The sequence below is a fragment of the Patescibacteria group bacterium genome, assembly GCA_018897195.1.
GTDB lineage: Bacteria > Patescibacteriota > Patescibacteriia > Patescibacteriales > UBA12075 > JAHILH01.
This window is the reverse complement of sequence record JAHILH010000005.1, coordinates 174,869-196,056: the sequence shown is the minus strand read 5'-3', so window position 1 is coordinate 196,056 and position 21,188 is coordinate 174,869. Positions and strand designations below refer to the sequence as shown.

At 39.8% G+C, this 21,188-nt stretch carries 15 protein-coding genes; 10 read left to right on the top strand and 5 right to left on the bottom strand.

What is annotated here, in order from left to right:
* The 3 genes from KKD45_05305 to holA form a co-directional block, all read left to right on the top strand.
* The coding region (locus tag KKD45_05305) for a hypothetical protein (protein MBU4309902.1) at nt 1–4,704 on the top strand (4,704 nt) is incomplete at its 5' end.
* A 111-nt stretch (nt 4,705–4,815) separates the two neighbouring features.
* A complete protein-coding gene (locus KKD45_05300; GenBank protein MBU4309901.1) occupies nt 4,816–6,024 on the top strand; it encodes an MFS transporter in 1,209 nt (402 codons plus the stop codon).
* A gap of 6 nt (nt 6,025–6,030) precedes the next feature.
* Nucleotides 6,031–7,002, top strand: a complete 972-nt coding sequence (holA, locus tag KKD45_05295; protein ID MBU4309900.1) for a DNA polymerase III subunit delta — start codon at nt 6,031–6,033, stop codon at nt 7,000–7,002.
* 292 nt (nt 7,003–7,294) lie between these two features.
* Here the strand turns inward: holA and rpsT are convergent, their stop codons facing one another.
* The 3 genes from rpsT to KKD45_05280 all read right to left on the bottom strand — a co-directional run bounded on the left by rpsT (nt 7,295) and on the right by KKD45_05280 (nt 9,035).
* Entirely contained in the window at nt 7,295–7,564 is a 270-nt protein-coding gene (rpsT, locus tag KKD45_05290; GenBank protein ID MBU4309899.1) for a 30S ribosomal protein S20, read from the bottom strand.
* Nucleotides 7,565–7,655: 91 nt separating this feature from the next.
* Complete coding sequence (lgt, locus tag KKD45_05285) at nt 7,656–8,477, bottom strand: prolipoprotein diacylglyceryl transferase (GenBank protein MBU4309898.1); 822 nt, start codon at nt 8,475–8,477, stop codon at nt 7,656–7,658.
* 90 nt (nt 8,478–8,567) lie between these two features.
* Nucleotides 8,568–9,035, bottom strand: coding sequence for a hypothetical protein (locus tag KKD45_05280; protein MBU4309897.1), 468 nt, complete (start codon nt 9,033–9,035; stop codon nt 8,568–8,570).
* A gap of 191 nt (nt 9,036–9,226) precedes the next feature.
* On the opposite strand from KKD45_05280, the gene trpS reads away from it, so the two are divergent.
* Complete coding sequence (trpS, locus tag KKD45_05275) at nt 9,227–10,210, top strand: tryptophan--tRNA ligase (protein MBU4309896.1); 984 nt, start codon at nt 9,227–9,229, stop codon at nt 10,208–10,210.
* 417 nt (nt 10,211–10,627) lie between these two features.
* On the opposite strand, the gene KKD45_05270 is transcribed toward trpS, so the two are convergent.
* On the bottom strand, nt 10,628–11,992 hold the full coding sequence (locus KKD45_05270; GenBank protein ID MBU4309895.1) for a phosphomannomutase/phosphoglucomutase: 1,365 nt from the start codon (nt 11,990–11,992) through the stop codon (nt 10,628–10,630).
* A gap of 126 nt (nt 11,993–12,118) precedes the next feature.
* Here KKD45_05270 and KKD45_05265 point away from each other — a divergent pair, with 126 nt between their 5' ends.
* Both KKD45_05265 and KKD45_05260 read left to right on the top strand, forming a co-directional pair.
* Nucleotides 12,119–12,415: a hypothetical protein gene (locus KKD45_05265; protein MBU4309894.1), complete on the top strand. Its 297-nt coding sequence runs from the start codon at nt 12,119–12,121 to the stop codon at nt 12,413–12,415.
* A gap of 82 nt (nt 12,416–12,497) precedes the next feature.
* Complete coding sequence (locus KKD45_05260; protein ID MBU4309893.1) at nt 12,498–14,096, top strand: tRNA uridine(34) 5-carboxymethylaminomethyl modification radical SAM/GNAT enzyme Elp3; 1,599 nt, start codon at nt 12,498–12,500, stop codon at nt 14,094–14,096.
* 191 nt (nt 14,097–14,287) lie between these two features.
* Here the strand turns inward: KKD45_05260 and KKD45_05255 are convergent, their stop codons facing one another.
* Nucleotides 14,288–15,778 carry an LCP family protein gene (locus KKD45_05255; protein MBU4309892.1) on the bottom strand — a complete coding sequence of 497 codons (1,491 nt, stop codon included), beginning with the start codon at nt 15,776–15,778 and terminating at the stop codon, nt 14,288–14,290.
* Between the two features lie 161 nt (nt 15,779–15,939).
* Here KKD45_05255 and KKD45_05250 point away from each other — a divergent pair, with 161 nt between their 5' ends.
* From KKD45_05250 to KKD45_05235, 4 genes are all read left to right on the top strand, one after another.
* The gene (locus KKD45_05250; GenBank protein ID MBU4309891.1) at nt 15,940–17,178 is read left to right on the top strand and encodes a serine hydroxymethyltransferase; all 1,239 of its coding nucleotides are present in this window, start codon (nt 15,940–15,942) and stop codon (nt 17,176–17,178) included.
* 115 nt (nt 17,179–17,293) lie between these two features.
* Complete coding sequence (locus KKD45_05245; protein ID MBU4309890.1) at nt 17,294–18,136, top strand: bifunctional 5,10-methylenetetrahydrofolate dehydrogenase/5,10-methenyltetrahydrofolate cyclohydrolase; 843 nt, start codon at nt 17,294–17,296, stop codon at nt 18,134–18,136.
* A 265-nt stretch (nt 18,137–18,401) separates the two neighbouring features.
* Nucleotides 18,402–19,214 carry a hypothetical protein gene (locus KKD45_05240; GenBank protein MBU4309889.1) on the top strand — a complete coding sequence of 271 codons (813 nt, stop codon included), beginning with the start codon at nt 18,402–18,404 and terminating at the stop codon, nt 19,212–19,214.
* Between the two features lie 186 nt (nt 19,215–19,400).
* Nucleotides 19,401–21,179: a RecQ family ATP-dependent DNA helicase gene (locus KKD45_05235; GenBank protein ID MBU4309888.1), complete on the top strand. Its 1,779-nt coding sequence runs from the start codon at nt 19,401–19,403 to the stop codon at nt 21,177–21,179.
* The last annotated feature ends 9 nt before the right edge of the window (nt 21,180–21,188 follow it).

The window sequence follows — 21,188 nt, the reverse complement described above, 5'->3', positions numbered from 1 at the left end:
TTGGCTAAACAAAACAACAACCAATATTTAGTCCTAACTGCTGGTTTACCGACGTGGGCATCAACTACTAATATCACCGAACTCGGCACCATCACCACCGGTATTTGGAATGGCACCGTCATCGACAGTGCTTACATTGCTTCATCGTCAACTTGGAATGCCACAACAAACATTGTTAATGCCAGTTCATCAAATTGGACGACGGCCTACAATATTGTCAACGCTAGTTCAACGCTATGGGATACTGCCTTTAGTTGGGACAATCACAGCTTAGCTGGTTATCTTGTTGCGAATAATAATCTATCAGATTTATCCAGTTTATCAACTGCTAGAACAAATCTTGGCTTGGGTACGATTGCTACTCAAAACTATAATTCCGTAATCATTACTGGTGGATCATTGGACGCTGTAGCGATTGGGGCGACTGTGGCTGGCGCTGGTTCTTTTACTACCCTAAGTTCAAATGGTGTTACTGCAATTGGAAACAATTCTGCGACTGTTGCTATTAATTCTTCGGATTGGGATATTTCGACAACTGGTGTCATGACGGGTGTTTCGGGTATTACCAGCGATGGCGGTTATACGCAATCAGGTACTAATGCCAACACACTTACTGGTGCGACTACCTTATCGGCTGCCGGCACCGCTCTTACAGTTACTAATAATATGAGCGTTGGCGGTGTTTTGAATGTCTCAAGTTTGGCAGGAGTAACAGCCACAGTGGCAACAAATGCGATTTTTACTATTCCAACCTCTGGGGCCGGGTCTTATTTAGCTTATTCACCAGTGCCAAAAGTTTTATGGCACGATCGTTTGGCTTTTAATAAATCTTGGGGAACTCCAACATTTGAGACATATAGTGGATCGGCGTGGGCAACAAGTACACTTGATAATGCTCTTTTTGCGCAGCAAGAAAATCGAACTGTTCAACAAATCGATGGAGTGTCCAGTACTTCTGCGCGTTGGACTTGGAATAGTTCTAGCGCTGCGTATTCGATGCCAGAGTGGTGGGTAATAGGTGTGACCTATAACGCCATCGCTTCTAATAAGGATTTCTTGATTGAATCATCGGCTGATGGTAATACTTGGACAACTCGCGCATCTTCAACAGGTAATACCGCTAACGCTAATCCAGTTTTATTAAAGATGACAAGCAATCAGGGTGATACCTATGTGCGTTTGACTATTGCTGTAACCAATGGTCAACCTTTAAAACTTAGTTCGATCAGAGCCTTGTCATCTCGTTGGGGTGATCAAGGCGGTGGTTCAGAACAAGAATCACCATACCTTTGGGACTCTAATCAAAATATTGCCTTTGGCTCATCTACGGCTGTTGCCAATGGCATTGTCACGATTGGTAATAATTCTTCTTCAGCGTCTGGTGGTTTATATTTTGGAACCGATGTTAATCTTTATCGTTCAGGTAATAATCAACTTAAAACTGATGATTCGTTTATTATCTCTGGTAATGCTACTACCACCAATCTAGTTGTAACCACTAATTCATACATAGGAACTGTTCTGTCTGGTGTTTGGAATGGTGGTGCGATTTCAAACGCATATATTGCTAGTTCAAGCACTTGGAATACAACCACTAATACGGTAAATGCTAGTTCAAGTAATTGGACCACAGCGTATAATTGGGGCAATCATTCCTCGGCTGGTTATTTAATTGCTAATAACAATCTGTCTGATTTATTAAGCACTTCTACGGCCAGAACGAATCTCGGCTTAACTACGGCTTACACCAATCAAGCCTACATGATCAACAGCACCGGCAACATTGATGAAGTCTGGATGGGTAATGGCGCCGGTTGGAAATCGACCAGCTCATTGGGATTGCTATCATTAAATGCCATCGACTTAGGCACGACTGGATATATTCCATATTATTCTAGTGCCTCACGTTCACTAACTGCCACATCAACAATATTTATCGACGCTAACACTAATGTTGGTATTGGCACCACGACCGCTATGACCAAGAAATTGACCGTCGCTGGTGGGGCGCAGTTTGATCAGATTTGTATTGGTAATAGTTGCATCACCGACTGGGCAACAGCTGGTGGTATTGCTGGTTCAGGCACCGCTGGTGAGGTTGCGTATTGGTCTGATGCTAATACCCTAGCTCACGAAGCGCAGCTATCTGTATTACGAGGTGGAACAGGTAAATCAAGCTATGCTCCTGGTTCATTACTCTATGCATCAAGTACAAATGAAATCGGCGAGATTGCAACAAGCACCGATGGCTATATTTTAGTAATGCAAAACGGCAAACCAGCCTGGGCAAGTAGCACCCCAGGAACTTCACAATGGACAACTAGTGGCTCGGATATTTACTACAATACCGGCAATGTTGGTATTGGCACCTCTAGTTCCAACTACAAATTATCTGTAATCGGTAACACGGCTATCGCCAGCACCTCTAATCAATTAACTTTGATTGATTCTACTGATCCGGCTAATTATGCGTATTTCTCGAAAGAGAGTGCGAGTAATAATTTGTTTTTGTATAATACGATTGTGAAGCAACCGACTAGCACTTGGATAGCTAGAGATTCAAGCAGAGGTTGGTTCAGTGTGGCCATGTCCGCCGACGGCACCAAACAAACAGCCGTAGTTAATGGTGGGCAAATTTATACTTCAGCTGATAATGGAGCAACATGGACAGCCCGAGATTCAAGTAGAGCATGGTGGTATGTTGCCATGTCCGCCGACGGCACCAAACAAACAGCAGTTGTTTATAATGGTGAAATTTATACTTCCATCGACAGTGGAGCAACGTGGACACCTAGAGATTCTAATAGATCATGGCATGGCATTGCTATGTCCGCCGACGGCACCAAACAAACAGCGGTAGTTGGTAGTGGACAAATTTATACCTCAACCGATAGTGGCGTTACCTGGACGCCCAGAGATTCGAATAGAGCATGGTGGTATGTTGCCATGTCCGCCGACGGCACCAAACAAACAGCAATGGTTGATTCTGCACAAATATATAAATCAATTGATAGTGGAATTACTTGGACACCCGTAGGACCAAATCAAAGTTGGCGTTATATTGCTATGTCCGCCGACGGCACCAAACAAACAGCAACAGCCTATAATGGACAAATGTACACTTCAATTGATAGTGGAGCAACTTGGATAGCCAGAGATTCAAGTAGGGCGTGGATGGGCGTGGCCATGTCCGCCGACGGCACCAAACAAACAGCAGTAGTTGACAATGGCCAAATTTACATCTCAACTGATAGTGGCACTACTTGGACGGCAGTAGAATCAAATAGGGCTTGGCGAGGTATTACTATGTCTGTCGACGGTACTAAAACAACGGCTGTAGTCAATGGTGGTCAAATTTACACTTATGCAAGTAATGAAACTAAACAACAAATTGCCATTATTAACTCCAAAACTAGCTCTGACCCAACCGAATACGGCATCAACACTTTCGGCAACACCAACGGTCGCACTGTGTTAGACGGATTATCACTAAGATTTAATATTGGCGGAGTAGAAAAGATGCAATTAAATTCAACTGGTTTAGCGATTGGTACAACCACTGCATCACAAATGTTAACCATCGGTGCAAATACTGGCGCGCAATTCTTAGTCTCAAGCACTGGTGTCGTCACTGCCGGCACTTGGAATGGCTCGGCACTGACCAATACCTACATCGCGTCTAGTTCAATTTGGAATACAACTACAAACACAGTCAACGCGAGTTCATCGAATTGGACTAGCGCATATAATATTATCAACGCCAGTTCAACCAATTGGCAAAATACTTATAATACTGTTAATACCAACACTTGGTTGGCTGATACGGATTTTGCGACTAGTGGTTTGATGGTGCGCACTGCAAATGGCGTTTATACTGGTAGAATTGCCACGGGAACTGCTAATCAAATTGTTGTTATTAATGGCGATGGTGTTAGTGGCAATCCAACTTTTGGATTAGCTAGTGCTGTTTATCTTGGCGCCAGCGGTCGAATTGGAAGTGATAGTAATAATTATGTTGATTTTGGCACTGTGAATCAAATTGGATTTAATACGAATGGCATTTCACGTATGACATTGGATGTTAACGGTTATGTTGGAATCGGCACATCTTCGCCTAGCAATCTTTTGACTGTTGGTGTTGCGAGCGGAGCACAGTTTATTGTGAATAATGTGGGACAAGTTTTGGCTGGCGAGTGGCTGGGCAAGACAATTGATATTGCGCATGGTGGTACTGGTACAAGTACGCCGCCTACAGCAGGTCAATTATTAATCGGTAATGTGGCAGGTGAGTTTGAATATATTTCAACATCATCGCTCGGTATTTCTGGAGAAGGAACTAAATCATTTTTTGTAGGCACTACAACGGCGGTGACGGATGGTAGTTTTGCCACCTCAACTTTAACTGGTTATGTAGCAGCTAATGATATTTGTGCAGCGGAATTTATTGGGGCGCACTTGTGTCGCACTTATGATATTATGCTTACAATAGAACGCGGTAATATTTCTAGTTGGAGTGAAGGTAGTGCATGGATTTCACAAGGTCCTCCTGGGTATACAGCTAATTCAAATGATTGTGGTGGTTGGAAGAGTAGTGCTGAGACGGACCTTGGTTCATTCTGGAGTTTTGATAAGAATAGCGGTGGTGAAGGGTGGTTGACAAATTGTTCAGTCCAAAAACCATTAGCATGTTGTGCTTGGCAGTAAAACGCAGTAAAAGTCCAGTGTTTTTGTAGAAATTTGATAAAATTTCCGTATTGATATATTGTTTTAATTAAGTTAGTATAATAATGAGTCATTCTCATGATAAGTATTTTTATGTTAAAATCTGTAAATAATTTAAACCATAACGAGCATTTAAATAGGAAAAAAGTGTGGATAGTCACGCTTTCTTCTTTTTTATTCGGTTTTGTGTCATCAATTTTATCTTACAATGTTTCTTTTTATTTTCAAGCGGTTTTGAAGAATAATAATGTCAGTGTTTATTACTTATTTATTGATGTAGCGATTTTTGTTCTTCTGTTTAACCTGCATAAGATTATTAATAAAATTGGCCAATCGAACGCCTTGTTTGTTTTTTTGATTGCGAAAATTATTTTTGCCATCATTTTGATAAATTTACCGGTTACCTTCATCGGCTCGATTCTTTTGGTTTTGTATTTGATTGTTGGTAATATTGCTCGAGTAAATTTGGATGTGCTTTTGGAAACTTTTTCAGTTGACCGGATGTCAGGACGAATTCGCGGCTTATTTTTGGCAATTTTTAGTTTAGGGTTTATACTTGGACCAAAATTGGCGATGTCTATTAAAGTGGTTCATGGTTTTTATGGTATTTTTATCACTGTCCTGGCTATTGATTTACTAATTTTTGTTGTTGATTTAATTTGGTTACGAGGAGTTAAGGGCAATGATGAACGTCGTTTGTCAGCGCGACAAATTATTCATGCCTTTTTTCGACACAAAAACTTAAAACGGATTTATTATATCGCTTTCTTGGTGGATTTTTTCTACGCGACGATGATTATTTATACGCCAATATATTTGAATTCAATTGGATTTAGTGATGCTGATTTGGGAAATATGTTTACCTTTATGCTTTTGCCTTTTTTGTTATTACAATATCCAGTTGGGCGTTTGGCAGATAAATATTTAGGAGAAAAGGAATTGATTATTTTTTCTTTATTGATTACGGGATTTTCGGTTGCTTATATTTATTTTTTGGACTCATCCAGTGTATATGTGTGGGGAGCGGCATTATTAATGACAAGGGTGGGCATTTCAATGCTTGAAGTTTTGCGCGATTCTTATTTTTATAAACGAATCTGTGGCAATGATGTGGCCAAGATTGACCTTTTTAGGACTTCAATGGCAACGGCTTATATTGCTTTTGCTTTAATTTCGGTGGTAGTGTTACAATATTATCCAGTCAAGACGGTTTTCTTAATTCTTTTTGTAGCATTATTTACCGGTCTTTGGCCTGCCTTTCGTTTGTTGGATAATAAGGCTGAGTGTGAAATTGGGAAATAAAACAGTATGATATTATTTATATACGGTGAAAATACTTATTTGAGCCGACAAAAATTACAAGAATTGAAGGATAAATTCATTCGCGAGGTTGATCCAACTGGCGAAAATTTAAGCGTGCTCGATGGTACTGTAATTGACTTGGGACGAATTAATGAGGCGATGGCGTCGCAGTCTCTTTTTGTGCGCAAGCGCATGGTGGTTGTGGAAAATATTCTTGCAAATAAGAATAAAACTTTTATTGAGGAGTTGACGGAATATTTACAGAATCAAAAAGAGAGTAATGATAATATTATAATTTTTTGGGATGCTGTTTCTGGTGAAAAACAAAAGGCGAACAAATTATTTAAATTTTTGAGTACGCAAAAGTTTGTGCAACATTTTTTGCCAGTGTCGAATACAGAGGCAACGACCTGGGTAAAAAAGGAGGTGGAAAAAAAAGGGGCGCAAATTACCTTGCAAGTGGCGACACATTTATCTTCTTTGTTTGCTAGCAATCTCTGGCAGTTGAGCTCAGAAATTGAGAAGCTAGTTAACTACAAAAAAAGTTTGAAAGAAAAAGGAGAGACTGTAATTGAATTAAAAGATATTGAGCTAATGTCGCGGGGCGTCGTGGATGAAAATATTTTTGCGATGACGGACGCGATTAGTAATAAAAATAAAAGTTTGGCCCTGGAATTGTTTGAAAAAGAAATCGAAGCAGGCGTGGCGGAGCATTTATTAATTCATATGATTGCGCGACAATTCAAAATATTGATGCAGGTGAGGCAGGCCCTGGATTCTGGTCATAGCTCTCGTCAGATTATTGGTGATTTGAAATTGCATCCCTTTGTGGTGCAAAAAGCGTCGGCGCAGGTGCGGAATTTTAACTTGGACACATTAAAAGATATTTATTTGAAATTGGTGGAGATGGATTATTTATTCAAGACGGGACAGGGGGACTTGGGGAATATGATTAGTTTGTTTATGGCGAAGATATAGATATTTTTTCCATCGTCATCCCCGCGAAGGCGGGGATCCAGGCACCTCGTAGATTGTTTTCAGTATAAGGAGAATTATATAAAAGCTTATAACTTTTTATATAGTTGGGAATTCAAATTCCTTAACTTAAATTTACAAAGCATTATTTATTATTAATGTTTGTATCAAAATTAGTCTCTATAATTATAAATCCAATAATTGTGGCGCCTGGATTCCCGCCTTCGCGGGAATGACAAGTGCAATAAAAAAAATCGCCCTGGTAGTTAACCAGGGCGATTTTTTTATATCTGAGTTATTTTGTTTTCTTTGATGCGTTTAGCATTAATTGCAGTCTAGATTTCTTTCGGTCGCGAGCATTTTTCTTGATTACGCCTTTTTGAGCAGCTTTATCAATTGTTTTTAAAGTTGCTTTTACAACTTCTTCAACTGTCTTGTCTTTTCCGACGATTAATTTTCTAGTTTTTTTTATTTGAGTTTTAAGATCATCCTTAACAAGTTGGTTTCTATGACCTCTTGATTTACTTTTTCTCAATTCCTTGATTGCTGATTTTAGATTTGGCATTTATTTTAAATGTGGACTAGAAAGTCCTTTTTTATTAATTAAATCGCGTGGGTGTTGTTTAAGATAAATTACAACACCTATGGTGCGAGAGCTATTCTATCGTAGCATGTTTCTTTGATTTTTGCAAGACTAGCCATATTATAGAGCTTATTACAATAGCAATACTGATAATTTGCGGGAATCTTAGGCTAAATATTATTGGAGTTTGGTCAATTTTGATGAATTCTAGAGAAAAGCGTAAAATGGAGTATAAAATTAAATAAGTGGCAATAATTATTTCTTCAGCCGTAGTTTTTATTTTATTTTTTCTGACTAAATAATGCAGACTGATTAAGATTAAAAAAATCATTAAATTTCCAAGACTCTCGTAGAGGAAAGTAGGATGAAAAAAATTGTCATAGTAATAATCGGGAACACGATGGATAAAATCGATTGGGATGCCCCAGGGCAGCTTGGTTGGTAAACCGAAAAGTTCTTGGTTAAAATAATTACCCCAACGACCAATAGCTTGGGCGAGGGCGAGACCAGGGGTGATGATGGCTAAAAAGGGTAGAAGGGGAATGGATTTTTTTTTAGTGAGATAAATAGTGGCAGCAAGACCAGCGATGATGGCGCCGTGAATAGCAAGACCGCCTTGCCATATTTTTATAATATTAGCTGGGTGTCCTAGATAGTATGGCCATTCTAATAAAACATCATATGCTCTTCCGCCTAAAATTCCAAAAATAATTATCCAAAAGGAGATATCAATAATGTCGTCTTTGTTAATTTTGTAATAGTCGGCTAATTTGATAATGATATATAGAGCCGATAAGATTCCAAGAACAATAAATAAGCCGTACCAATGGATTTTGATTGGGCCGAGTTCAATTAGAATTGGATTGGGATTGAAGGTGTGTAGGAAATTAAACATATTTATATTTTGTTACTTAATAAAGGAAAAGTCAAGAAAAGAAAAAGCCGCGTCTTATCGATCGCGGCTTGAAATGTTTTGGATTAGGGGTTAATTTTTTGTGCGGACTATTTTTTCAAAATATGCTGGGTCTGGTTCTTGTAAAAGAATAATTCTTCTTGTTTGTTCATCAAACCAGTAAGGTGTTGTGCATTCTGGACAATTAAAGTTTTGACCAAGACCGTAATTGGCGCTTGTATTTATCACGAGCGTGAACTTCTGACCACAAAGACATTGTACTTCCATAATTAATGACTCCTTGTTTTTAAGAAGACAGTGAATTGCAGACATTGTCAAAATAACAACTATAAAGTTATTAAAACTTTGATTGACAATATTGTTGGCCAAATCGGCAATTGCAGTATCGGACTGAAAGATGACTGAAGCTGGAATCTCGTGGCGGTTTAAGGTCATCCAGAATAACATGGCTATACAGCAAAGTGCAATCAGCAGAAAAAGCAGTTTGATGGAATAGTTGATAAAATATGCCCTTACGAGGACTGATTTGTTTATGGTCATCTATTACTCCTCCTTGAGTTATTTAGATATTTAGTATTTATAAAGGGCAATTTGTAATTTTTTTTCTCTTTTTCACACGAAAACGAGAATTATACTGATATTGTGTCATACTTTCGCCAAAATGTCAATACTTGTGTTCTGGGAGGGGGTATTATATAATAATATTAGGTTAAAAAGTAATTTTTGAATATATGTCTAAAAAAAGAATATTTTCCGGCATCAAGCCGAGTGGTGATTTGCATATTGGTAATTATATTGGGGCGATTTCGCAGTGGGTGCCAATGCAGGATGAGTATGAGGCGGTTTTTTGTGTGGTCGATTATCATGCGATTACGGTGATGCAAAAGCCGGAGTTGTTGCGACGACGGATTATTGAAATCGCGAAGATTTATTTAGCCTTTGGAATTGATCCAAAAAAGGCGACAATTTTTCAGCAATCAACGATGACAGAGCATACTGAATTGGCTTGGATATTGAATTGTACGGCGGCACGCATGAGTGACATGAATAAGATGACGCAGTTTAAGGATAAGGCAGGCGAGAACCAGGAGAATGTGAGTGTTGGTTTGTTTGATTACCCAGTTTTAATGGCAGCGGATATAATTTTGTATAACACAGAAATTGTGCCAGTGGGCGATGATCAGTTGCAACACGTGGAATTAGCGCGTGATTTGGCGCGACGCTTTAATCATCATTTTGAGCAAACATTCGTGGTGCCACAAGCGCTTATTCGTAAGGAGGGTGCACGCATTATGGCTTTAGATAATCCGGAAAAGAAAATGAGTAAGAGTGCGGAGAGTGAAGCTGGTTATATTGCCCTGCTTGATAGTCCGGAGAAGGCAGCAAAGAAAATTATGAAGGCAACCACAGACTCGGGCGCGGAAGTTGTTTATAATGTCGAGCAGAAGCCGGGAATTGCTAATTTGTTGACGATTTATTCTTCCTTGACCGGCGAGACGATTGCTAGCTTGGAAAAGAAATATGCAGGCATGAATTACGGACCGTTTAAGAAAGACTTAGCCGAAGTGGTGAAAAATTTCTTAATTAGTTTTCAAGAAAAATATAATCAGATTAGCGACGAAGAAGTGCGTCGAGTTTTGGATGAAGGAGCGGCGAAGGTGCGGCCGATGGCGCAGGAGGTTTTGGCGCGAGCGAAGAAAGTTTTGGGAATGTAAAAATTATTTCAAATTAAAAAACTCGTCCTAAATATCCAGGACGAGTTTTTTTGTATAAATGTATTTTTTAAAAAAAGGGAGGGAGGTATCTCACAAAGCATAGCTTCGTGAGATACCTCCCAGGGTGGGGAATTGAATTTTTGAGACTTTGAGTCGCCCGAAGAATGGTGGCTGAGGGAGGGCCTTTTTTTAGGCGAAAAACAATTCCTTATCAGTATTATGTACTATTCCCAGAAAATGTCAAGAGGTAACTATTAACTCCCTCTCCTTTGTAGGAGAGGGCTGGGGTGAGGTAGAACGGGTGATGAAAATAAGCGGAAATGTCTTTAATAATGCTCCCTCACCCCGTCCCCTTTATTATTAGTTGGACGAGGATTACGTTAACCCTCTCCTGGCGGGGCGAGGGAGAATGAGTTATTAGGCGCGAATTATGCCTAATACCTCATCTCGTCTAACTTCCATGATTTCTTTGGTTCTAGCTTCAAGATTTAGGCGTAATTTTGGTTCAGTATTAGAGCCACGGACATTGAACCAGAAATCAGGGTATTCTATGGTAATGCCATCAAGGCGGTTGAGTTGACCATCGGGATATTTGGCGATGAGAGTAGCGATGACAATATCTTTGTCAGCAACCACGGAGTTGATCTCACCTGAATGAAAATATCTCTTGAAGGGTTTGACAGTCTCGGCGACGGTTTGGCCACTTTGAGAAAAGTATTCTAATAATTTAAGAGTAACAATGACAGGAACTTCAAAACAGCCAATCGGCATATTGAGGAAGAAGTGGCCGCTGGATTCGCCAGCGAAGTAAGCGCCTTCTTTTAATGTTTGTTCTTTGATGAGAGAATGACCAACGCGCGTAACAATCGGGATGCCGCCATTTTCTTCAATTAGGTCTTGAGTGATTTTGCCTGGACGAATGTCGTAGCAAATCTTGGAGCCAGGTTTTTCTTTAAGAAAAATCATCGAGAGAATGCCACGGATGATAGCTTGGTCGATGGCTTGGCCTTCGTTATCAACAAAGAAAATGCGGTCGCCGTCGCCGTCAGTGGTGATGCCGAAATCAGAGCTTGTCTCAAGAACTTTCTTTTTTAAATCTTCTAAATTTTCTTCTTTAAGCGGGTCGGCTTCGTGCGCCGGGAAGGTGCCGTCGAGCTCCCAGTTCATTTTTATTAACTCGCAAGGCAAATGTTTGAATAATTCGTCTAAATATTGAGCGCCCATGCTATTAGCAGTGTCGATGGCGATTTTAATCGGTTTGATATTTTGTAGATTACCGAATTGTAGGTCATGCGCGATTTGATCTTGAAGCACATTGTCCTTTTTGATAACCTGGCCAATTTTGTCACTGGGTGTGAAATTGTTAGCAATGACTTTGTCGCGTAAAATCATCATGCCAGTTTCGCCGCTAACGGGAATAGCTTTGGAGCGGGTTATTTTGAAACCATTGTATTCGCCTGGATTATGAGATGCAGAAACAATAATACCGCCATCGTAATTATAATTGGCCACGGCAAAATAAAATGTCGGAGTTGAGGCAAGACCGATGTCGATGACATTAGCACCAGCTTCCGTAAGACCTTTGATTAGGGATTCTTTTAATTGGGGTGAAGATAGGCGCATATCTTCACCGACAACAATTTGTAAATCATTCTGAAGACCATCTTCACGACGTAATTCTACATAGGCTTTGCCAAGACGATAGGCTACCTCTTCGCTTAGTTCTGTTCCATAGATACCGCGAATGTCGTAGGCTTTAAAAATACCTGGGTTTATTTCCATAAAATTTTGTTAGTGATTTATAGCCTTATTATATCATTTTGACCGGCTTATTGACAAATATTTATTTCTGTGCTATAGTTGCATTAAGTGAGTTGTTCATTTTAATATAATTATAAGGAGGGAAAAATGATTCAAGATACTATGCGAGCAATAACCGCCGATGAGGTTTACAAGAAAATCAGGTCGGCTTTAGCAGGCTATATAAAGGCGAATGGTGCTATGGGAAGAGGTCGTTCAATTGACGTTCATATCAAGAACGATACCTATATGAAGTATTTGCCAACGGGCAATACGGATATCATTGTGGACATTCCTGCAACGGGGGCACAAAAAAGAAGTTGGCAGTATTGTTTCCGCCTTGCAGATTGTGATATTGAAAAAAGAATTGCAAAATTCACGGCGAGAAAAGTGGACAGAGTTTAATGTTTGAATTATTAACGAGCGGTTTCTGGATGAAACCGCTTTTATATTTGCAGAAATCACATATTTATTGTAAGTTAGAGTTATGAATGAGCAACAACGAAAAGCGATTACTGAGATTTTAAAAAAGCCGATTAAAACTGCGGCTGATTTGATGTTGGCAAAAAGAGATGCGGCGACTAAGTATGGTTTGCCGATTTTTGCGAACTCACAAGTCTTGGAGGTTTATCGTGAAATGATAGTGGCTGGTAAAATAAAAAAATCAGATATTTTGGATAAGGTTTTGCGGAAGCGGGGTGTGCGCACTATGTCGGGAATTGCGCCAGTGGCGGTTTTAACCAAGCCTTTTCCTTGCCCTGGTAATTGTGCTTTTTGTCCGACTGAAAAAGATGTGCCACAGAGTTATCTCTCAAATGAACCGGCGGTGATGCGGGCGATTCGCTGCGATTACCATCCCTATGTGCAAGTACAGGATCGTTTGCGCGCCCTGGAAGCGAATGGACATGAGCCGACGAAGATTGAGTTGATTGTGATTGGAGGGACGTGGTCAGTCTTGCCGACGAATTATAAGTTTTGGTATATTGCCGAATGTTTTCGAGCGGCCAATGATTTTCAGTTGAAAATTGAAAAGCATAAAAAACAAACGTATAAAGAAAATTTAAAAATTGATAAGGTTAAAGAGGATTTGTATCGAGAACAGAAACGAAATGAAAAAGCGAAATATAATTTGATTGGCATTACATTAGAAACTCGTCCAGATTATATTAATCAAAAAGAACTTTTGGAAATGCGGGAGCTTGGTTGTACGCGGGTAGAGTTGGGAGTGCAGGCAATTGATGATGAAATTTTGAAAAAAAATAAACGCGGTCATGGTGTGGCGGCGATTGCGGAGGCAACGGCGCTGTTGCGTGGTTTCGGTTTTAAGATTACTTATCACCTGATGCCTGGTTTGCCGGGAGCGACCTCAAAGCGCGACTTGGAAATGTTTAAACAATTATTTACCGATGCGCGTTTTCAACCAGATCAGATTAAATTTTATCCAACCGTCGTGACGAAAGGTAGCCTGATGTATCGTTGGTGGAAGCAAGGAAAATATAAGCCATATGAAGATGAAGAATTGCAACAATTAATTATTGATTGCAAGGCAGTGGTACCAAAATACGTGCGCGTGATTCGTTTGATTCGCGATATTCCTGGAGAATCAATTATTGCAGGAAATCGTATTACGAATTTGCGCCAGATTATGAAAGATAAGGGATTGCAGTGCAACTGTATTCGTTGTCGCGAGGCAAAAGACGCACTAGTAACTAAATATCAATCATCAGTTATTAATTACGAAGCCGGAACTGGTCAAGAATATTTCTTAAGCATTGATTCGCTTGATAAAAAAACACTTTATGGTTTTTGTCGTTTGTATATTTCCGAAGCAATTGGCGTGATTCCGACTTTGGACAAGGCGGCAATTATTCGAGAGCTGCATGTGTATGGAGAATTAGTGTCCGTGGGAGCGGAAACAAAAGTTCAGCATACCGGCTTGGGTAAGCAATTGATTTTAACGGCGGAGAAAATAGCCAAGGAGAGTGGTTGTCAAAAAATGGCGATTATTTCCGGAGTGGGAGTGCGTGGATATTATCGGAAGTTGGGATATAAATTGAAAGATACTTATATGGTGAAAAATATTTAGTACTTTCGTCATTCCCGCGAAGGCGGGAATCCAGGCACCTCGAATTCCTTTTTTAGAACTAAACGAGTTAAAATAAAAAAAAGATTGTCTATTTGTATAGACAATCTTTTTTTGAGATAAATTACTATAATTTTTTAATTCATCTACCGTGGAACCTGGATCCCCGCCTTCGCGGGGATGACGGAGGAAGTTTATTGTACCGGGTTAACAGTTCCAGATTTGGTTTTGTCAGCATCTTGACCGATGACGAGGATGAAGTCTGGTTGTTCTTGTTCTTCTTTGGTTTTTTGGTTGATGTCTTCAACTAGCCACTCTGGCAAACCAAGGGCGACATTGGCGCCAGTTTTTTCTTTAAGAATTTTTAGGGATTCTTCTTTTTCTCCAAAGGTTAAATCGTAGATAACGGATTTTTGGAAATTTTGTTTCCCACTGTTGCCGAGTTTAATAACCTTAAAGCCGTATTTTTCAATGTCTTGCGCTTTTTCAGAAGCGAGACCGTTGATCCAAGTGCCGTTGTAAACCTCCACCTTGGCGTTGTCCTTGATAATTGTATCAGTTATTTCAGTTGGCATGTCATTGAAGATGTTGTTGGCAAAATATTGAATCTCTTTAAAGTCGCCACTTCTTGGTTCAAGGATATAAGCGCCGCTTTCACCTCGGCCGTTAATCAGTAGGCCGTTAGGGCCGTTATCAATGACACTGCTTTTCATATTGCTGGAGTCAATCTCTTTGGCCATATCCCAGAATTTAAGAATTTCCCAGACTTTTAAATTGGTATCGATGTGATCACTTAGTTCATTGATGATATCCACAATGGTCATTGGTTTAAATAGCATGTCTTTGGATAGAACTTTTTCTTTGACAGCAGCGATGATTTTTTGTTGTCTTTTAGCACGGGCAAAATCAGAACCTTCAACGCCATAACCGTGACGAGAACGGGCATATTTCAAAGCAAGACTGCCATCCATGGTTTGGATGCCTTTGTCAAAATGCAGGTGTTCATAGCGAGAAGCATAATTGGCTGCGTCCTCATTACCAAGAACTGGATAAGAATAATCGTCAAAAGTATTCTCAACGTCAATAGTGACGCCTCCGATTTTGTCAACGACATTAATAAAGCCTTGAAAGTCAACACGGACATAGTAATCAATTGGTAGGTTTAAAATATCGCCAATAGCTTGACAGGTCGCCAAACCACCGCTACCTTTTTTATCTTGTTCGGCGTAGGCATTAATGGAGTTGATTTTTTTCCAACCCATATTTTCAATCGGTACAACCAGGTCGCGAGGAATGGAAATCATGGAAACTTTATTGGTTGATGGTTGGATGCTGTTTAACATGATTGTGTCAGTTAAAAGACCGCCACTGTGATTTTTGCCACCGATGCCAAGGAGGAGGATATTGATACGATCATTTTTTTCACCTTTTAATTCACGATTAGCGCTTTCGGCTAATTGTTTGATTTGCTTAACCATCGGTAAGCTGGAAAACCAAGAGCCAGTGCCTTTTTCCGACATCAAAACTTGGCTGGAAAAAACAATCCCAACGGTTACAAAAAAAACTGATAAGTAGATGAAGAATTTGGTAATATTTTTTAATTTTTTGGATTTTTTAATTACTTTTTCTTGAGACGGTTCACTACTTGTCGCCTTCTCATCAAAATTTTGCTCATTATTAGTCATAGATGTTTATACTTGTATAAATTTTATTAAATGGAGATTTTATTATACAATTTTATTTTCAATTTGGCAAAAAGTCTGTCAATTTAATTTCACTTGATTAATATTAGAAATATCGTTAAGATTAAGTTAGATTTAAATAAATTTTTAAAATAATTAATTTTATGCCAACTTATCAAAATCTACAAAAAAATGATCCAGAAGTTTTTGCAGCGTGTGAGCACGAAGCGGAGCGTCAGCGGGACGAATTGGAAATGATTGCTAGCGAGAATTATGTCTCACAGGCGGTCTTGGAGGCGATGGGAACAGTGCTGACGAATAAGTATAGTGAAGGTTATCCGGGTAAGAGATATTATGGTGGTAATAAGTGTATTGATGAGGTGGAGAATATTGCGATTGAGCGAGCAAAGAAACTTTTTGGCGCTGAGCATGTGAATGTGCAGGCTTTGTCTGGGTCGCCGGCGAATGCGGCAGTGTATTTTGCTTTTCTAAAACCGGGCGATAAAGTCTTGGGATTGAAATTGGATCACGGCGGACATTTGTCTCATGGTCATCCTGTGAATTTCTCGGGCATGCTTTATAATTTTGTGCAATATGAAGTGGATGCGACGACTGGTAAGATTGATATGGAAGCAGTGCGTGAGATTGCGTTGCGGGAAAAACCAAAAATGATTGTCGCTGGTTACTCGGCTTATTCACGCGAGATTGAATGGCAGAAGTTTAAAGAGATTGCGGACGAAGTTGGCGCTTTTACTTTTGCGGATATTGCCCATACGGCTGGTTTGATTGCGGGTGGACAGATGGAAAATCCAGTGCCGATCTTCGATGTAGTCTCAACTACTACTCACAAAACTTTGCGTGGACCACGCGGGGCGATGATTATGTGTAAAGAACAATTTGCGAAACAAATTGATAAGGCAGTTTTTCCAGGTATGCAAGGCGGACCCCATGATCACATTAATGCAGCAAAGGCAGTGGCTTTTGGTGAGGCGCTACAACCAGAGTTTAAAGAATATGCCAAGCAAGTAATTGTGAATGCACAAACCTTATCCGAAGAAATGATCAAAGCTGGCTTCCGCGTAATGTCTGGTGGAACCGATAATCACTTGATCGTCGTTGACATGACGAGCAAGGGCTTAGCTGGTAAAGAAGCGGAAGTAGCGCTTGATAAAGTTGGTATCTCAGTTAGTCGTTCAACAATTCCTAATGATCCGAATCCGCCGATGAATCCATCGGGAGTACGTTTTGGAACAGCGGCGATTACTACACGAGGCATGAAAGAGGATGATGTGCGCGTGGTAGCGGGATTGATTGTGAAAGCGATTGAGAATCGGGAAGATGAGAGTGTTTTGAGTAAGATTAAGAAAGAAGTGAAGGGGATGTGTGAACAATTTAAAATTTAAAAGTGCAAACTGAAAATTTAAAAAAGCCATTCCCTGCAGGAGTGGCTTTTTGTGTTTTTGACAAAATCACTTTTAACTGGTACGATTTTCAGTAATTAATACATTATTTATATATATGTCAAAAATAATAAACGGCCGAGTGTTGGCTGAGAAAATTAAGGATCAGATCGTTTTAGATATCGAGGCGCTTTGCCAGGCTTCTAAATTGGTCGAACGCCGACCGAGTTTGGCGATTATTTTGGTGGGCGAAAGAGAAGATTCAAAGATTTATGTGCGCTTGAAAGAGCAGGAGGCGAAGAAGGTGGGGATTGATACTCATACATACAAGATGGATGCGAGTGTGCCCGAGGCGGATATTTTGCAGATGATTGAGTTTTTGAATAAAGATGAAGAGGTGGATGCGATTTTGGTGCAGTTGCCTTTGCCTGATGGTTTTGATGCAGATAAGATAATCAAGGCGATCGACCCGGCTAAGGATGTAGACGGCTTTCATCCGGATAATTTGGAAAGTCAAAAGGTGGTGTCACCAGTTTTTGCGGTGGTTGTAGAAATGTTGGAAAGTATTAAATATGACTTGAATGGTAAAAATGTTTGCATCGTTGGTAATTCAGATATCTTTGGTAATAATTTAGCGAAAATTTTAGAACGTCTTGGGGCGAAGGTGGTCGTGAAAAAAGCAGATGATGCAGATTTGTCAGCGGCGACAACTCAAGCCGATGTTTTGATTACGGCGATTGGCAGGGCGAATTTTATTAAGAAAGAAATGATTAAGGAGGATGTGGTGGTGATTGATATCGGGATTGAGAAAAAAATGAAACATGTTTACGGCGATGTGGACTTTATCGATGTCCAGGACAAGATCGGTTTTATTACGCCAGTGCCGGGCGGTGTCGGTCCGATGACGATTGCGATGTTGTTTCGGAATGTGGTGGAGTTGTATAAGAGGAATAAGAAATAGATAATTGAAGATTTTAAAATCCCTGTTTGTAATGAATGGGGATTTTTTGTTTGTCATTCTGGAGCGAAGCGATAGAATCTTCAACTGTTTAAAAAAAAGAAAGATTATAAAATATTCTACTTTTAAACATCGGAAGATTCTATCAGTCGTTTCACTCCTTCCAGAATGACAGACTATAGCTTGACTTTTTGATATATAGTGGGTATATTTCATTTAATTAAAACATTGCTCATTTTATCAATAATAAAGATCTTTGGAGGAAAAAATGGAAAATAGTGAGAGTGAGAAAGTATTGGCATTGCCTTTATTGCTTGGTTCGCGATCCATGGTTCATCGTGACTTTGATGAATTTGGTAATGAATACAACGCAAATGGCTATGCTCCAATGTATTTTGATTATTCTGGCGAAAAGTGTCTTGATTTTAACGAAGTTTTGGATACTGTTAAGCGCCACGTCGAAGAGATGCTCACAGGTTCAGAAAATCTTGTCGCAATATTTTTAATATTGTCGGGGGCACCTGCTCAGAATGTAGAAGAAGTAATGCAATTTGTTAGCGAAGTAAAAAAAGAGGGAAAAATTATTGTTTATCCCATAGTATGGGGTGGCGGCACGGATTTAGAAATTGTAAAATCCAGTTATGCAGCCGATATATCTCTGAATATGGATGCGCCGTCTGCCGGAGCAAGCAGATTAGCCTCTTTTATTCAAAGAGTGTTGGGTTACGATTTACCGTCTGGTATTTTTCCGAACTATGAGATGGGCACAATAATTAATATGGCAAATCATATTAATCACGAGAATTTTAATTTCATGAACTTAAAAGAGGGATCATTTCCTAAATATCCATTCAGGGATGGCAAGCCTCATTTTCCAGTTTTGTTTGTTGAAATTGAATGCCCAAGGTGTAGTGGAAAAAGAAATGTTTCGCGTCATGATATAGATGAGTCCGGCAATGTCAAGTTGATGTGTCATTATCCCTGCGGTGAAGAATTTATTATTCTCGGTGCTGAAGAAAAATTTGACCCGTGGCCTGAATATAGACACACGCTTGGAAAAAGCATTTTTCAAGATTTGTGAAATCTTCGTTAATCCCTAAGTTGAAAAGACTTGGGGATTTTTTTATTTAGAAAATATATGGTTATTATACTCCCTCGCCCCGGCAGGAGAGGGAAAAAATGCGAAGATTCTATCACTCCGCCTACGCTTCGTTCCAGAATGACATATTATTTTGACTTTAACCACGATTCTTGCTAAATTGTAAAAATGCAAGAAACAAGTACTCAATTTAAAAATAACAAACAACAAGTGCAAGAGCTTTTGAAGTTACACTATGGTTTTGATAAATTTCGTCCGGGTCAAGAAAAGGCGATTGATGCTATTTTGCAGGGGAAGAATACGATTGTGATTATGCCGACTGGTGGGGGTAAGTCTTTGATTTATCAATTACCGGCTTTGGTTTTGGAGGGCGCGACGATTGTGGTGTCTCCTCTTATTTCTTTGATGAAAGACCAGGTCGATAGTTTGCAGACGGTCGGGATTCCGGCGACTTTTATTAATTCGACGATTAACCAGGCGGAGAGTTTGAAACGATTGGATGATATTAAGCAAGGATTTATAAAACTTTTGTATATTGCCCCGGAGCGTTTTTATGATCAGGCTTTTGTGAAGGCTTTGTCGGAAATTAAAGTATCTTTGTTTGCGATTGATGAAGCGCACTGTATTAGTCAGTGGGGACATGATTTCCGTCCGAGCTATACGCGTTTGCAAAGGGCTATTGAACTGATGAATCATCCGACCGTGGTGGCTTTGACGGCGACGGCGACGCCAGAGGTGAAGGGCGATATTGTGAAGCAATTGGGATTGACTGATCCGGAGATGATTGTGACTGGGTTTGCGCGCCCGAATTTGCAATTTGGCGTGGCGAAGGCGAGTGAGGGTGAAAAGACGCAATATGTTATTGATGCGGCGATGAATTTAACTGAGGGCGTGGGGATTGTTTATGTGAGTACGCGAGCACGCGCGGATGCAGTGGTCCAGGCTTTATTAGAAAATGATATTGACGCGGCAGGTTATCATGCGGGCATGGAAGCAGCAGAGCGCAAGATGGTGCAGGATGGTTTCATGACTGGCTCAACAAAGGTGATTGTGGCGACAAATGCTTTTGGTTTGGGAATTGACAAGTCGGATACGCGTTTTGTGATTCATTATGATATGCCTGGCACCGTCGAGGCTTATTATCAAGAAGCGGGTCGAGCCGGACGAGACGGCAAGCCAAGTTTTTGTTTACTTCTTTATAACTCACGCGATCGACATCTGCACGAATTTTTTATCAAAGGCGACAATCCGCCCGTAAATATGATCTCAGAAATTTACAGTGTCTTATTAAATCACGAAACTGATTCGGTTTTGATTACATATAGCGAACTAGGAAAGATGTTATCCGAAAATATGCCGGAAATGGCGGTGGGCACAAGTATTAAGATTTTGGAAAAAGAAGGTCTGATTTTTAAATCAAAAGAAAAACAAACTAATGCGTATTTTAAATTATTAGTCGAAGACGAAGAGGCCTTGAAACGATTTGGCACGCGCTCAAAAAAGCCGTTAGAAATGTTTCAGAAGATTCGCGCAAAATATCAAGATGATTTAAAAGAGGGCGCGGAAATCAGCATCGTAGAAATGGCAGATTTTTTGGAAATCAAAAAAGACGCTTTAACTAGATTTATCAAAAAAATGACCGAACTGGGAATCATGGAATACACCCCACCTTTTCGAGGTACGGAGATCAAGATTCTGAAAAGAATGGATCCCTACGAAATTGATATAGATACTACGGCAATGAAAGAGAAAAAAGACCGTGCTTACGAAAAATTAGACAAAATGGAAAGCTATGTCCATTCCTACCAATGTCGGCAAAAATATATTTTGAATTATTTTGGCGATAAAGACGCGGCTGTTTGTGAGAAATGTGATATTTGTTTGACCAATGTCAATCGTCCGAAGAAAAGAGAATTGCCAAAACGGGATTACTTGGGCAGTTTTTAAAAATACGAA

Bases quoted from the DNA above. Each gene is read 5' to 3' on its own strand.
- KKD45_05235 (MBU4309888.1), top strand. From the start codon at position 19,401: ATGCAAGAAACAAGTACTCAATTTAAAAATAACAAACAACAAGTGCAA.
- KKD45_05255 (MBU4309892.1), bottom strand. From the start codon at position 15,778: ATGACTAATAATGAGCAAAATTTTGATGAGAAGGCGACAAGTAGTGAA.
- lgt (MBU4309898.1), bottom strand. From the start codon at position 8,477: ATGTTTAATTTCCTACACACCTTCAATCCCAATCCAATTCTAATTGAA.
- KKD45_05270 (MBU4309895.1), bottom strand. From the start codon at position 11,992: ATGGAAATAAACCCAGGTATTTTTAAAGCCTACGACATTCGCGGTATC.
- KKD45_05250 (MBU4309891.1), top strand. From the start codon at position 15,940: ATGCCAACTTATCAAAATCTACAAAAAAATGATCCAGAAGTTTTTGCA.
- KKD45_05300 (MBU4309901.1), top strand. From the start codon at position 4,816: ATGTTAAAATCTGTAAATAATTTAAACCATAACGAGCATTTAAATAGG.
- trpS (MBU4309896.1), top strand. From the start codon at position 9,227: ATGTCTAAAAAAAGAATATTTTCCGGCATCAAGCCGAGTGGTGATTTG.
- KKD45_05260 (MBU4309893.1), top strand. From the start codon at position 12,498: ATGAATGAGCAACAACGAAAAGCGATTACTGAGATTTTAAAAAAGCCG.
- holA (MBU4309900.1), top strand. From the start codon at position 6,031: ATGATATTATTTATATACGGTGAAAATACTTATTTGAGCCGACAAAAA.
- KKD45_05240 (MBU4309889.1), top strand. From the start codon at position 18,402: ATGGAAAATAGTGAGAGTGAGAAAGTATTGGCATTGCCTTTATTGCTT.
- rpsT (MBU4309899.1), bottom strand. From the start codon at position 7,564: ATGCCAAATCTAAAATCAGCAATCAAGGAATTGAGAAAAAGTAAATCA.
- KKD45_05280 (MBU4309897.1), bottom strand. From the start codon at position 9,035: ATGACCATAAACAAATCAGTCCTCGTAAGGGCATATTTTATCAACTAT.
- KKD45_05245 (MBU4309890.1), top strand. From the start codon at position 17,294: ATGTCAAAAATAATAAACGGCCGAGTGTTGGCTGAGAAAATTAAGGAT.
- KKD45_05265 (MBU4309894.1), top strand. From the start codon at position 12,119: ATGATTCAAGATACTATGCGAGCAATAACCGCCGATGAGGTTTACAAG.